Source organism: Pseudomonas sp., from assembly GCF_037994325.1.
GTDB lineage: Bacteria > Pseudomonadota > Gammaproteobacteria > Pseudomonadales > Pseudomonadaceae > Aquipseudomonas.
Genome location: NZ_JBBNAH010000253.1, coordinates 17,729 through 30,964, shown reverse-complemented (window position 1 = coordinate 30,964; position 13,236 = coordinate 17,729). Strand labels below are relative to the sequence as shown.

The window sequence follows — 13,236 nt, the reverse complement described above, 5'->3', positions numbered from 1 at the left end:
CAGCACACCCTAAGTGAGGTGTACTGTGCGCGCCAAACCGCAGCTCAATCGCGGAAGTTATTGAACTGCAGGGGCATGCCAAAGTCTTTAGCACGCAAGGCGGCGATAGCCTCTTGCAGGTCGTCACGCTTCTTGCCGGTCACCCGAACCTGCTCGCCCTGGATGGCGGCCTGAACCTTGAGTTTGGCTTCTTTGATGTGCGCGACGATTTTCTTCGCCAGCTCTTTGTCGATACCTTCGCGTAGAACTGCTTCCTGCTTCACACTCTTACCCGACGGATAAGCATCTTTCAGCTCAAGGCACTGCACATCGATCTTGCGCTTGACTAGGCTGAGTCTGAGAATCTCCACCATCTGTTCCAACTGGAAGTCGGCATCGGCAGTCAGGTTGACGGTCAGTTCTTTGAATTCGAAAGTGCCTTTGCCGCGCAGGTCATAGCGACGCTCCAGCTCTTTAACGGCGTTGTCGACGGCATTGGTCACTTCGTGTTTGTCCAGTTCGGACACCACGTCGAACGAGGGCATGGGAATTCTCCAGATAGACGGCGCGATCAGTCTTACAGACAGTGCACGCCAAGCTTGACGGTTAAAATGCCGGATCATTATATATCTGCCAATACAAACACCGCCCGGCCACGAGCCAGCACCTTTAATATTTCTCTCGAGTCTGCCAATGCCCAACCCCCATCTCAGCATCCTGGTGGTGGACGACGCCAAGTTCTCCAGCGCCATGATCGGCCGTGCCCTGAGCCAAGCCGGTTACCTCGACGTGCGCTTTGCCAGCAGCGCGCTGGAGGCCTTGACGCTGTTGGAACAACGTCCCGCCAGCGTACTGCTCGCCGACTGGCTGATGCCGGAAATCGACGGCCTGGAACTCACCGGCCGCGTGCGCCAGCTCGACGAAATGGCCGACCACTACACCTACGTGATGCTGCTCACCGGCAAAGAGGGCGAAAACGTGCTGAGCGAGGCCTTCGACCGCGGCGTCGATGACTTTGTCAGCAAGTCAGCCATGAGCGAACAGTTGGTGCCACGGGTGTACGCCGCCGACCGTCTGTGCAACACCCTGCAGCGGCTGTTGCAGGAAAACCGCATGCTCACCCAGAACATTTCCAGCCTGGAGCAGCGCAATCTGGTCGACCCACTCACGGGCTTGGGTAATCCGCGTTATCTGCACCAGATGATGATCGACAGCATCCGCCAAGTGGAATCCCGTGGTGGCGCCGTGTGCTATTTGCTGATCGGCCTGCAAGACGCACCGAATCTTCGCCAGCAATACGGCGAAACGTTCTACAACGAGTTGCTGCATGGGGTTGCCCGTCGCCTGCAACAGCTGGTGCGCCCGCTGGATGTGTTGGTGCGCTTGGACGACCACCACTTTGGCCTGCTGACCCTGCTGGAAGACCTGCAAGAGTGCTCGCCGAGCAGCTTTAAACGCCTGCACGAAGGCCTCAACCTTAAAGCCTTCAAAACCAGCGAAGGCTTTATCACCCTTAAGGCCGGCATTGCCCTGGTAGGTATGGACGCCAAGGCTTTGCCAATCCAGCCCGAGGTGCTGATCGACAAAGCCGCCGAGCTGCTTCCCGAAGCCTACGGTAGCGGCCGCGTCGCGGCGATTCGCCTGCCGCTGTACAAGTAAATGCACTGGCACATTCTCGGTGCGGGCAGCCTGGGCACCCTCTGGGCCGCTCGCCTCGCCCGCGCCAATGTGCCGGTCACCCTGCTGCTGCGGAACCGTCAACGCCTGGCTAGCTATCGCCAGGGCGGTGGGCTGACGCTGGTGGAACAGGGCCACGCCAGCCTGTACCCGGTGCCCGCACAAAGCGTCGACGACACCAGCCCCATCCGTTTGCTGCTGCTCGCTTGCAAGGCCTACGACGCCGAGGAAGCCGTGGCCAGCGTGGCCCATCGCCTGAGCAGCGATGCCGAGGTGGTGCTGCTGCAAAACGGTATGGGCAGCCAGGACGCCGTCGCCGCCCGCCTGCCAAGAGCTCGTTGCATTCCCGCTTCCAGCACCGAAGGCGCCTTTCGTGATGGCGATTTTCGCGTGGTGTTTGCCGGCCACGGCCACACCTGGCTGGGCGACCCACTGAACCCAACGCCGCCAGCCTGGCTTGCGGACTTGCAAAATGCCGGCATTTCCCACGAATGGACGCCCGATATCCTCGGCCGGTTGTGGCGCAAGCTGGCGTTGAACTGCGCGATTAACCCGCTGACCGTGCTCCACGACTGTCGCAACGGTGGGCTGCTGGAACACCCTGCCGAAGTCGCCACCCTGTGCGCCGAACTCAGCGAGGTGCTGCATCTATGCGGCCAACCCGATGCCGCCGAGCATCTGGCCGAGGACGTGCAACGGGTGATCCACGCCACCGCCGCCAACTATTCGTCCATGCACCAGGACGTGGCTCAGGGGCGGCGTACGGAAATCAGCTACCTGCTTGGCCATGTGTGTGCGGTTGCCCAGCGGCATAACTGCACCGTGCCACATCTCCAATTTCTGCTCCAACGCCTGCAAGCCGAACTAAGCAGCAAAGGCCTGTCCACCACGTAGGGTGTGCTATGCGCACCATGGCGATATCGGGCCAATCGCTTGGTGCGCACAGCACACCCTACGTGTGTAACACCGCTAGTCGTTGAGCTACCCCTGAGCAGGCGCTACCCTGCCAACCTCTCTGGAAAAGGTCGCACCCCGCTTATGACCCTGCGCAAGCGTCTGGAAAACCTGTCGGTCGGCCGCAAATTGTTGGCGGCGCTGCTGGCGTTGCTAACCACGGTGTTGCTGGTGGCCAACCTGGCGTTTATCAGCGCCGCCTATTGGATCTCTCAGGAGAATATGGCGCCGCAAGCGTTGCAGACCCTGGGCCGCTTGCTGTCGACCCCCGCGCTAAGCAACGAGGCGCTGAGTTCACGCGCCACCGCCGAAGACTTGCTGCAACGCCTGGACAGCTACAGCCCGCTGCGCGCCGCCGCCCTGTATGGCAGCGATGGCCGCCGTTTGGCGCAGTTGGAGCACGGTGACAAGTTGCACCTGCCACGGCGTATCGAGCAGCTTTCCACGTGGCGTTATGGCGAGTTCCGCACCAATCAATTATTCGAGCTGCCGCAGGAAGGCAAACCGCCAGGCCATCTGCTGTTGGTGGCTTCCAGCGAATTACCCGGCGCGTTTTATACCGGCACCCTGACTGCCAGCTTGGTGATTCTCGCCTGCAGCGTATTGCTCTGGTCGCTGGTGGCGCGACAGATTCGTCGTCTGGTCACACGGCCGATTCACCGCCTGGAGGAACTGACGCGTCAGGTGACCCGCGAAGAGAACTACGCCCTACGTGCGGCGCGGGGCAATCAGGACGAAATCGGTAGCTTGGCCGAAGCGTTCAACACCATGCTGTCGCGTATCGAGGCCCGTGAGCAGCAGCTCAAGCGGGCCCGCGATGATGCGCAGATGTCGTTCGACCAAGCCCAGCACCTCGCCGAGGAAACCCGCCATTCCAACCGCAAGTTGGAGTTGGAAGTGCAGGTGCGCAGCAAGATTGAGAAAAAACTTACCGGCTTTCAGAACTACCTCAACAGCATCATCGACTCCATGCCCTCGGCGCTTATCGCCTTGGACGAGCAGCTGTACGTCAGCCAATGGAATCAGGAAGCCAGCGTCCTTTCCGGCACACAACTGGACGAAGCCTTAAACCAGCCGGTGTTTCTGGCTTTCCCGCCACTCAAGCCCTATCTGCCGCAGCTAAAACGTACCGCCGAGCGCCACAGCGTAGAAAAAATCGAGCGCGTAACCTGGACCCGCGGCGACGTGAAATGCCATTACGCCCTGACCTTCTACCCACTTATGGGTGGCGCTGGGCGTGGCGTGGTGATCCGTATCGACGACATCACCCAGCGTCTGGCGCTGGAAGAAATGATGGTGCAGTCGGAAAAAATGCTCTCCGTAGGCGGGCTGGCGGCCGGTATGGCGCACGAAATCAACAACCCGCTTGGGGCCATTCTGCATAACGTGCAGAACATTCGCCGACGGCTTTCCACTGAATTGCCACGCAACCAGGAAGTGGCGGAAGCCGTGGGTGTATCACTGGAAACCGTTAACCATTACTTGCTGGGCCGCGAAGTGCCCAGCCTGCTTGACGGCATTCAGCAAGCAGGTTCGCGCGCGGCGAAAATCGTCACCCATATGCTCAGCTTCAGCCGCATGAGCAACCGTCAGCTGGCGCCCTGCCAACTGCCCGCCCTGCTCGACCAAGCCGTGGAAATCGCCGGCAATGACTTCGACCTGACTGAGGGCTTCGACTTCAAGGGCCTGAATATCGAGCGCGAGTTCGATCCCAAGGTTGGGCTGGTGCCGGGCATCGCCAACGAGTTGGAACAAGTGCTGCTCAACCTGCTAAAAAACGCCGCCCAGGCCATTCACCAGCGCGAAGCCAAGCCGGGCGCACTGCTGGAGCCGGGGCGCATTACCTTGCGCACCCGCCTAGCCGAGCCCTGGGCGGAAATTCAGGTAGAAGACAACGGCGTCGGCATGCCCGAGCTGGTGCGCAAGCGCATCTTCGAACCGTTTTTCACCACCAAGGAAGTGGGCCAAGGCACCGGGCTGGGCCTGTCGGTTTCGTACTTCATCATCACCAACAACCACAAAGGGCAGATGGAGGTGCAGTCGGCGTTAGGCCAAGGCACCTGCTTTACCCTGCGTTTGCCGCTGGCAACGCCTGCTGATCATCCTGAAGGGAACTAAACCATGGGCTTTCGCCTGTCGAAGATTTACACCCGCACCGGGGATGCCGGCGAGACCGGCCTGGCCGACGGCCGCCGGGTGCCGAAAGACCATCCGCGTGTGGAGGCCATGGGCGAGCTGGATAGCTTGAATAGTCAGCTCGGGCTGCTGCTGGCAGGCCTGGCTGAACAAGAAGTGATGTGGTCGGGGCTGAGCGAAATAATCGATGTGTTGAGCCCCTGCCAGCACCGGCTGTTTGACCTAGGCGGTGAACTGGCAATGCCGCAGTACCAGGCATTGAACCAGGCTGAGGTGGAGCGTTTGGAGGCCGCGATTGACCTATGGAATGAAGAACTCGGGCCGCTGGAGAACTTTGTTCTGCCCGGTGGCTCGTTGCTGGTCGCGCAGGCGCATGTGTGCCGGGCACAGGCTAGGACTGCTGAGCGCCGTTGCCAGCAGTTGAATGCTTTGGAGCCGTTGGCTGGCGTGGGGCTGGCGTATGTGAATAGGTTGTCGGATTTGCTGTTTGTCGCGGCGCGCTTGATTGGCCGGCGTATGCAGATCAACGAAGTGCTCTGGGAGGCGGCGCCGAAACCTGAATAATTAACTCCGTCGTCCCCGCGCAGGCGGGGACCCAGAGTCGTGCATGGGAATACCGTTTACCGAGATATCTCCACACCTGGATTCCCGCCTTTGCGGGAATGACGAGTGTTAAGGCTGGATATCCGACTGCGGCCAGAATGCGCGAATACCGGCCACACCTTGCGCGCCGGCTTGCCAGGCTTTTTCGGTATCCGCCGCGCCAACTCCGCCGAGCAAATACACCGGCTGATTAAACCCGGCGATCATTTCCTGCGCCGCCTCCCAGCCCAATGGCTGCGCCTCAGGATGAGTCTGCGTGGCCTGTACCGGCGACAGGGTGACAAAATCCACGCCCATCTCGGCAGCCAGCGCCAGTTCTTCGGCGTTATGGCAAGACGCTGCCAACCAGCGTTCTTTTGGAAAAGGCCGTCCGCCGCTGACCAGTTTGCGCAACTGGGTAGACGTCAGGTGCCAACCGGCAGCCGGAAAATCCCCCAGCCATTCCAGCGGCCCCTTGAGCATCAACTGCGCACGACCAGCGCACAGTCCAACCGCGTCTACCGCCAGATCGCGGTATTGCGGGTCGTACATATTCGGGGCGCGTAGCTGAACCAAACGAATACCGCTTTCCAACGCTGCCTTGAGACCGAGCAGTAGCTGCTTGGGCTCAAGCCCGTCAGGGGTAATCAGGTAATGCGCGGGCAAGCGCGCCGCAGCGACTATGGGCCGGTTGGCAGCGGGAAATTCGTAGTCGCTCAGTTGCCGATTGCTCACCCAAGCCAGCGGCTGGCCTTCAGCGCCATGGGGTTCGCCGGTAAAGGCGCTGACTTCCCAGACATCCAGCAACACGTGTTTGTCCGGGTAGTCATGGCGCACCTGAATCAGTGGCCGCGCCGCCGTCACCTGGATGCCCAGCTCCTCAGCCAGCTCGCGAGCCAGCGCGCCTTGTACAGACTCGCCCTCCTCGACTTTGCCGCCAGGAAACTCCCACAGGCCACCTTGGTGTTTATCGTCGGCACGCCGGGCCAGCAAAATGCGCCCATCCGTACCGCGAATAACGGCTGCTGCCACATGCACTCGTTTCACGTCGCTTGTTCCTCACGTGCTGCCTGTTGCCAGCGCTGGAAGGCTGGCCACTGGTAAATGGTTTCAACATAGGCGGCGGCCTCAGCCGACAACGCCACGCGATAGCCGCGAAAACGCACGGCCACCGGCGCAAAAAAAGCATCAGCAATGCTGACATGGCCAAACAGGAATGGACCGTCTTGACCAAACTCCTGGCGACACCGCGCCCAGATCGCGCTGATGCGTTCGATATCGGCCAGCACATCGGCGGGCACTTGCGGCAACGCTTGGTCACGCGCCAGGTTCATCGGCATGATGGTACGCAACGGCACAAAGCCACTGTGCATTTCGGCGCAGACACTGCGGGCGATGGCCCGGGCATAGGCGCCAAACGGCCACAGATGCGCTTCTGGGAAGGTTTCTGCCAGGTATTCGGAGATTGCCAGGGAATCCCAGACAGCGCCCTCTGCGGTCTTGAGCAACGGCACTTTGCCGGTGGGCGAATGTTCAAGAATCAGTTGGCGGGTATCGGGCTGGTCCAAGCGAATCAATTGCTCGCTGTACGAGGCACCGGAAAGCTCCAGTGACAGCCAGGCACGCAGCGACCAAGAGGATAGGTTCTTGTCGCCGATTACCAGAGTTAACGCCATATACGCCACCTTGTGCGGGAGGGCCCGCCTGCTGAGTCATTGAGTGAACAGCGACAATAGGCAGGGCCCAGGCTCAGGGCAAATTCCGATTGTTCATGCCTGGATAAGCCGGGGGAATAGCCGCAGCAACGCGCGGCGGCTGAACGTGCTTAAGAGCGGCGCTCTTTGTTTAAGAGCGATATTCGGCGTTGATACGCACGTACTCGTGGGACAGGTCGGTGGTCCAGATGGTTTCGCTGCAAGTGCCGCGCCCCAACTCAATACGGATGCCGATTTCCTCTTTGGCCATCACCGCAGCGCCTTGTTCTTCGGTGTAAGTGCTGGCGCGGCAGCCACGGCTGGCGATACACACGTCACCAAGGAATACGTCGATTTTGCTCACGTCCAACTGCGCCACACCGGCACGGCCAACGGCGGCCAAAATGCGCCCCCAGTTCGGGTCGGAAGCGAACAGTGCGGTCTTGATCAACGGCGAGTGGGCGACGGCGTAGGCCACATCCAAGCACTCTTGGTGGGTCGCGCCGCCATTGGCCTGCACGGTGACAAACTTGGTCGCGCCTTCGCCGTCACGGACGATGGCTTGCGCCAGTTCCATGGACACATCCAGCACCGCTTGCTTGAGCTCAGCAAACAAGGCGCCGCTGGCCTGGGTGACTTCCGCCAACTTGGCTTGGCCGGTAGCAACCAGCATGCAGCAGTCGTTGGTCGAGGTGTCGCCATCGATGGTAATGCGGTTAAACGACTTATTGGCCGCGTCGCGCAGCAGATCTTGCAGCACGCCCTGGGACACTTTGGCGTCGGTGGCGATATAGCCCAGCATGGTCGCCATATTCGGCTTGATCATGCCGGCGCCTTTGCTGATACCGGTAACGGTGACGGTCACGCCTTCGTGCACAAATTGGCGGCTGGCGCCTTTGGGTTGGGTGTCGGTGGTCATGATGCCGGCAGCAGCAGCGGCCCAGTTATCCACAGACAGGTCTGCCAAGGCAGCGGCCAAAGCGCCTTCGATTTTCTCAACCGGCAGCGGCTCGCCGATAACGCCAGTGGAGAACGGCAGTACGGCGCTTTGCGCCACACCCGTCAACTCGGCCAACTTGGCGCACGTGCGCGCAGCAGCTTGCAGACCCGGCTCGCCGGTGCCGGCGTTAGCGTTGCCGGTGTTGGTCAGCAGGTAGCGCACTTCACCGACGACGTTTTTCTTGGCCAGAATCACCGGCGCGGCGCAGAACGCATTCAGGGTAAACACGCCCGCCACGCTGGAGCCTTCGGCACAGCGCATCACCACCACGTCTTTGCGCCCTTCGCGCTTGATGCCGGCAGAGGAAATGCCGAGTTCAAAACCGGGAACAGGGTGCAGTGTAGGCAGAGGACCGAGACCAACAGGCATGGGGTGAGCTCCTTGGCAGAAACCGAGTAAAAACCGCGCCCGTTTGGCGCAGCGTCAATTCAAGCAAAAACGCCGCGAACGGCAAACCGGTCACGGCGTATAAAACATTCGAGCCGAGCACGGCTTTTGATGTTGCATTCGAGAGCTACTGGGCTAAGGCCAGACAAGGCGAAACCGCGGATTAAAGCGCAGCGTACTGTAGAACGTGAGCCCTTAAACCGCGGTTTCAACGCAATATGGCCGACGACCAGGAGATCGGCCGCCCTACTAAGAAATTTGGCCGTGGCAGTGTTTGTACTTCTTACCGCTACCGCAGTAGCAAAGCTCGTTACGGCCAATCTTCTGGTCGTTACGTGCCGGTGCATGGGTGGCCACGGCGATCTCGCCTTCAGGCTCCAGCTCTGGCTCGTCCAACGCCGAGGCTTCGGCGTGTTCGAACTGCATGCGGGCGGCCAATGCTTCGGCTTCCTGACGCAGGCGGGCTTCTTCTTCGATCGGGTCTTCGCGGCGTACCTGAACGTGGGACAGCACACGAATGGTGTCGCGCTTGATCGAGTCCAACAGCTCCTGGAACAGGGTGAAGGACTCGCGCTTGTATTCCTGCTTCGGGTTCTTCTGCGCGTAACCACGCAGGTGAATACCGTGGCGCAGGTGATCCATGGTCGACAGGTGGTCTTTCCACAAATCGTCCAGCACGCGCAGCAAGATTTGCTTCTCGAAGGTACGCAGGGCTTCGGCGCTGGCCGCGTCTTCCTTCTCGTTGTATGCCTTCAGCAACTCTTCGAGGATGCGCGCGCGTAGCGGCTCTTCGTAGAGCTGGGCGTCGTCATCGAGCCACTGCTGGATTGGCAGTTTGATGCTGAAATCGTTGAACAGCGCGTTTTCCAGGCCGCTGACGTCCCACTGCTCGGGCAGCGATTGCGGCGGAATATGCTGGTTGATGGTGCTATCCAGTACTTCCTGACGGAACTCGGCGATGGTTTCGCCCACTTCGCTGGAAGCCAGCAAGCTGTTGCGCATGTGGTAGATCACTTTGCGCTGTTCGTTGGCGACGTCGTCGAATTCCAGCAGTTGCTTACGCATGTCGAAGTTACGACCTTCAACCTTGCGCTGCGCTTTTTCGATGGCGTTGCTGACCATACGGTGTTCGATGGCTTCACCGGACTGCATGCCCAGGGCCTTCATAAAGTTCTTCACCCGGTCAGAGGCGAAGATACGCATCAGGTTGTCTTCCAGCGACAGGTAGAAGCGGCTCGAGCCTGGGTCGCCCTGACGGCCGGAACGGCCACGCAGTTGGTTGTCGATACGGCGCGATTCGTGGCGTTCGGAAGCAATTACATGCAAACCACCGGACTCAATAACCAGTTGGTGACGCTTGTGCCAGTCAGCCTTGATTTGCGCGATCTGCTCTTCGCTAGGGTTTTCCAGCGCCGCGACTTCAACTTCCCAGTTACCGCCGAGCAAGATGTCGGTACCACGACCGGCCATGTTGGTGGCGATGGTCAGTGCGCCTGGGCGACCGGCCTGGGCGATAATTTCGGCTTCTTTTTCGTGGAATTTGGCGTTGAGGACTTTGTGCTCAATACCTTCCTTGTCGAGCAGCTTGGACACGTATTCCGAGCTATCGATAGAGGCGGTACCCACCAGAATCGGCCGGCCAACGGCCTGGCTTTCTTTGATGTCGGCCACAATGGCAGCGTATTTCTCTTCCTGGGTCAGGTACACTAGGTCGTTGAAGTCTTTACGCGCCAACGGCTTGTTCGGCGGAATCACGACAACCGGCAGACCGTAGATCTGATGGAACTCGAACGCTTCGGTGTCAGCTGTACCGGTCATACCTGACAGCTTGTTGTACAAGCGGAAGTAGTTCTGGAAGGTAGTGGAAGCCAGGGTCTGGCTCTCAGCCTGAATATTCAGACCTTCTTTCGCTTCGATAGCCTGGTGCAGGCCTTCGGACAAACGACGACCCGGCATAGTACGGCCGGTGTGCTCATCGACCAGCAAGACCTGGTCGTTCTGCACGATGTATTCAACGTTGCGGTGGAACAGCTTGTGCGCACGCAGGCCGGCATACACGTGGGTCAGCAGACCGAGGTTATGCGCCGAGTACAGGCTCTCACCTTCGGCCAGGAGGCCGGCGTGGGTGAGCATGTCTTCAATGAACTGGTGACCGGCTTCGTTGAGTTCAACCTGACGGGTTTTCTCGTCAACGGTGTAGTGGCCTTCCTGGGTCACCACGCCTTCCACTTCCTCGATGTGTTGCTTGAGGCGCGGAATCAGCAGGTTGATCTGCATATACAGCTTGGAGCTGTCTTCGGCTTGGCCGGAGATGATCAACGGGGTACGGGCTTCGTCGATCAGGATGGAGTCGACTTCGTCGATTACGGCGAAGTTGAGTTCGCGCTGGAATTTCTCTTCAACGCTGAACGCCATGTTGTCGCGCAGGTAGTCGAAGCCGAATTCGTTGTTGGTGCCGTAGGTGATATCAGCAGCGTAAGCGGCGCGCTTTTCTTCTGGCGGCTGAAACGGGCTGACGATGCCAACGGACAAACCGAGGAATTCATACAGCGGACGCATCCAGTTGGCGTCGCGGCGGGCCAGATAGTCGTTCACGGTAACCACGTGTACGCCTTTGCCGGAAAGCGCGTTGAGGTACACGGCCAAGGTACCCACCAGGGTTTTACCTTCACCGGTACGCATCTCGGCAATCTTGCCTTCGTGCAGTGTTGCACCACCAATGAGCTGGACGTCGAAGTGACGCATACCCATTACCCGCTTGCCCGCTTCACGGGCCACGGCAAAGGCTTCTGGCAGCAATTGGTCGAGGGTTTCGCCTTTGGCCAGACGGGCCTTGAACTCTTCGGTCTTGGCACGCAATTGTTCGTCAGACAGAGCCAGCATTTGCTCTTCGAACGAATTGGCGGCTTGCACCACCTTCTGCATGCGCTTTACTTCGCGCTCGTTCTTGCTTCCAAAGAGTTTCTTTAACAAAGGCGCAAACATATCGGCAGGATCTTCCACACATATGGATGGAGGGCGGCCCCGTGAGTCGCCCGCGCAGCCTTCATGGCTGCTTGCGAAGCCGGCATTCTACCCGGATTCGTTATTGAGGAAAGTAGCGTTGTTGCCTAGTGCCAGCACTACATGCTTTCACTACGCCCCGTTGGGTGATCGACTACAAAATTGACTGTTCAGTCTGCTTGTTGTCGACGCAAAACCCGGCCCGTTACAACTTGCAAACAATTCCAAGGTTTCTATATGGGGGCACTTTCAGCTCAATCAAGCCCCCATATCATTGGCCTTCAGAGCGAGTGTCCGCCCGCTTCTGCTAACATGCCTCACCCCCATCTGTAGACCATTTGCCATGGCTTTCCGCCCCCTGCCCGCCAAAGGCCACACCGCGCTGCTACGCGATGCCAAACCGTTGCAGGCTTTGATAAATCAGGCTCACCGCTTGGATCATCTACAGCGCCTGGTGGAAAGCCAATTGCAACCGGCAGCGCGCGAACACTGCCACGTGGCCTCCTGGCGCGAAGGCTGCCTGCTACTGATTGTCACAGACGGCCATTGGGCCACACGTCTGCGTTATCAGCAGCGCCGTCTGGAACGGCAACTACAGGCGTTAGAGCCGTTTCGTAACCTCAACCGCATTCTGTTCAAAGTGCAGCCGCGAGTCGGTGTCGCCAAGCTTCGCGGGCACACCATGACGCTTTCCACGGAAACGGCCGAAGGTATTCAGGAAGTGGCTGAAGGAATTAGCGACCCTGGCTTGCGTGCAGCATTGGAGCGGTTGGCGCGCCATGGGAAAGATCCAGCTCCGTAGGCCTTATGCCCAACCGCGGCCCATAAAAAAAGCCACCCGAAGGTGGCTTTAAAAACAGCAAAAACTAAGGAGAGGTATTACTCAACCCGCAGCAACGGGTCGCATATACGAAATCGGCGCGCTCTTCACGTCGTCGAAAGTCACCACTTCCCAAGCGTCACGTTGCTCAATCAAGGTGCGCAACAGACGGTTGTTCAGCGCGTGTCCCGACTTAAAGCCGTGGAACTCGCCAATCAAGCTGTTACCCAGCAGATAGAGGTCGCCGATAGCGTCGAGGATTTTGTGTTTGACGAATTCGTCCTCATACCGCAGGCCGTCTTCGTTAAGCACGCGAAACTCATCAACCACGATGGCATTTTCTACGCTGCCGCCGAGTGCCAGGTTCTGCGAACGCAGGAACTCGATGTCACTCATAAAACCAAACGTCCGCGCACGGCTCACTTCTTTTACAAAGGAGGTGCTTGAGAAATCCACGCTCGCGCTCTGGGTGCGATTGCGGAAAACCGGGTGATCGAAGTCGATTTCGAAACTCACCTTAAAGCCATCGAAAGGAACGAAGGTGGCGCGCTTGTCGCCCTCTACTACCGTCACTTCGCGAAGGATACGGATGAATTTCTTCGCCGCTTCCTGCTCTTGCAGACCCGCTGATTGAATCAGGAATACGAAGGGGCCAGCGCTACCGTCCATAATCGGCACTTCGGACGCCGAGAGCTCGACGTAGGCGTTATCGATGCCCAGGCCAGCCATGGCCGAAAGCAGGTGCTCTACGGTGTCCACTTTCACATCACCATTGACCAAGGTGGTCGACATGGTGGTTTCACCGACATTCTCGGCCCGCGCGCGAATTTCTACGACGGGGTCCAAGTCGGTGCGACGAAACACGATACCGGTGTCAACCGGTGCCGGCTTGAGGGTCAGGTAAACCTTCTCCCCAGAATGCAGGCCGACGCCGGTCGCGCGGATGATGTTCTTAAGGGTGCGTTGTCTGATCATGGATTGGCCGCTATAACACTAGTTGCGAA

10 protein-coding genes and 1 pseudogene are annotated in these 13,236 nt (G+C 59.2%); 5 read left to right on the top strand and 6 right to left on the bottom strand.

Annotation, left to right across the window (positions count from 1 at the left end):
* Positions 1 to 44: 44 nt before the first annotated feature.
* A complete protein-coding gene (locus AAAB16_RS08535; protein WP_110616825.1) occupies positions 45 to 524 on the bottom strand; it encodes a YajQ family cyclic di-GMP-binding protein in 480 nt (159 codons plus the stop codon).
* Positions 525 to 639: 115 nt separating this feature from the next.
* On the opposite strand from AAAB16_RS08535, the pseudogene AAAB16_RS08530 reads away from it, so the two are divergent.
* The 4 genes and pseudogenes from AAAB16_RS08530 to AAAB16_RS08515 all read left to right on the top strand — a co-directional run.
* Positions 640 to 1,638 (top strand): annotated as a pseudogene (locus AAAB16_RS08530) (response regulator); the annotation flags it as partial.
* Positions 1,639 to 2,550 (top strand): putative 2-dehydropantoate 2-reductase, encoded by a 912-nt coding sequence (locus AAAB16_RS08525; RefSeq protein ID WP_340662944.1) that lies wholly within the window; start codon positions 1,639 to 1,641, stop codon positions 2,548 to 2,550.
* Positions 2,551 to 2,694: 144 nt separating this feature from the next.
* Positions 2,695 to 4,728, top strand: coding sequence for an ATP-binding protein (locus AAAB16_RS08520; protein ID WP_340662943.1), 2,034 nt, complete (start codon positions 2,695 to 2,697; stop codon positions 4,726 to 4,728).
* Positions 4,729 to 4,731: 3 nt separating this feature from the next.
* Positions 4,732 to 5,310, top strand: coding sequence for a cob(I)yrinic acid a,c-diamide adenosyltransferase (locus AAAB16_RS08515; RefSeq protein ID WP_340662942.1), 579 nt, complete (start codon positions 4,732 to 4,734; stop codon positions 5,308 to 5,310).
* Between the two features lie 108 nt (positions 5,311 to 5,418).
* Here AAAB16_RS08515 and AAAB16_RS08510 read toward each other — a convergent pair whose 3' ends face one another.
* The 4 genes from AAAB16_RS08510 to secA form a co-directional block, all read right to left on the bottom strand.
* Positions 5,419 to 6,375, bottom strand: coding sequence for a Nudix family hydrolase (locus AAAB16_RS08510; RefSeq protein WP_340662941.1), 957 nt, complete (start codon positions 6,373 to 6,375; stop codon positions 5,419 to 5,421).
* Positions 6,372 to 7,004 (bottom strand): glutathione S-transferase family protein, encoded by a 633-nt coding sequence (locus AAAB16_RS08505; protein ID WP_340662940.1) that lies wholly within the window; start codon positions 7,002 to 7,004, stop codon positions 6,372 to 6,374. Before AAAB16_RS08505 ends, AAAB16_RS08510 begins: the two co-directional genes overlap by 4 nt.
* Positions 7,005 to 7,173: 169 nt before the next feature.
* Positions 7,174 to 8,391 carry a bifunctional glutamate N-acetyltransferase/amino-acid acetyltransferase ArgJ gene (argJ, locus tag AAAB16_RS08500; RefSeq protein WP_340662939.1) on the bottom strand — a complete coding sequence of 406 codons (1,218 nt, stop codon included), beginning with the start codon at positions 8,389 to 8,391 and terminating at the stop codon, positions 7,174 to 7,176.
* A gap of 267 nt (positions 8,392 to 8,658) precedes the next feature.
* The gene (secA, locus tag AAAB16_RS08495) at positions 8,659 to 11,394 is read right to left on the bottom strand and encodes a preprotein translocase subunit SecA (protein ID WP_340662938.1); all 2,736 of its coding nucleotides are present in this window, start codon (positions 11,392 to 11,394) and stop codon (positions 8,659 to 8,661) included.
* Between the two features lie 361 nt (positions 11,395 to 11,755).
* Between secA and AAAB16_RS08490 the strand changes: the two genes are divergently transcribed.
* Entirely contained in the window at positions 11,756 to 12,214 is a 459-nt protein-coding gene (locus tag AAAB16_RS08490) for a DciA family protein (RefSeq protein ID WP_340662937.1), read from the top strand.
* A gap of 81 nt (positions 12,215 to 12,295) precedes the next feature.
* On the opposite strand, the gene lpxC is transcribed toward AAAB16_RS08490, so the two are convergent.
* Positions 12,296 to 13,207 (bottom strand): UDP-3-O-acyl-N-acetylglucosamine deacetylase, encoded by a 912-nt coding sequence (gene lpxC / locus AAAB16_RS08485; protein ID WP_110616835.1) that lies wholly within the window; start codon positions 13,205 to 13,207, stop codon positions 12,296 to 12,298.
* Positions 13,208 to 13,236: the final 29 nt, after the last annotated feature.

Excerpts from the sequence above, each read along its gene's own strand:
- secA (WP_340662938.1), bottom strand. The coding sequence starts at position 11,394 with ATGTTTGCGCCTTTGTTAAAGAAACTCTTTGGAAGCAAGAACGAGCGC.
- AAAB16_RS08535 (WP_110616825.1), bottom strand. The coding sequence starts at position 524 with ATGCCCTCGTTCGACGTGGTGTCCGAACTGGACAAACACGAAGTGACC.
- argJ (WP_340662939.1), bottom strand. The coding sequence starts at position 8,391 with ATGCCTGTTGGTCTCGGTCCTCTGCCTACACTGCACCCTGTTCCCGGT.
- AAAB16_RS08505 (WP_340662940.1), bottom strand. The coding sequence starts at position 7,004 with ATGGCGTTAACTCTGGTAATCGGCGACAAGAACCTATCCTCTTGGTCG.
- AAAB16_RS08515 (WP_340662942.1), top strand. The coding sequence starts at position 4,732 with ATGGGCTTTCGCCTGTCGAAGATTTACACCCGCACCGGGGATGCCGGC.
- lpxC (WP_110616835.1), bottom strand. The coding sequence starts at position 13,207 with ATGATCAGACAACGCACCCTTAAGAACATCATCCGCGCGACCGGCGTC.
- AAAB16_RS08490 (WP_340662937.1), top strand. The coding sequence starts at position 11,756 with ATGGCTTTCCGCCCCCTGCCCGCCAAAGGCCACACCGCGCTGCTACGC.
- AAAB16_RS08525 (WP_340662944.1), top strand. The coding sequence starts at position 1,639 with ATGCACTGGCACATTCTCGGTGCGGGCAGCCTGGGCACCCTCTGGGCC.
- AAAB16_RS08520 (WP_340662943.1), top strand. The coding sequence starts at position 2,695 with ATGACCCTGCGCAAGCGTCTGGAAAACCTGTCGGTCGGCCGCAAATTG.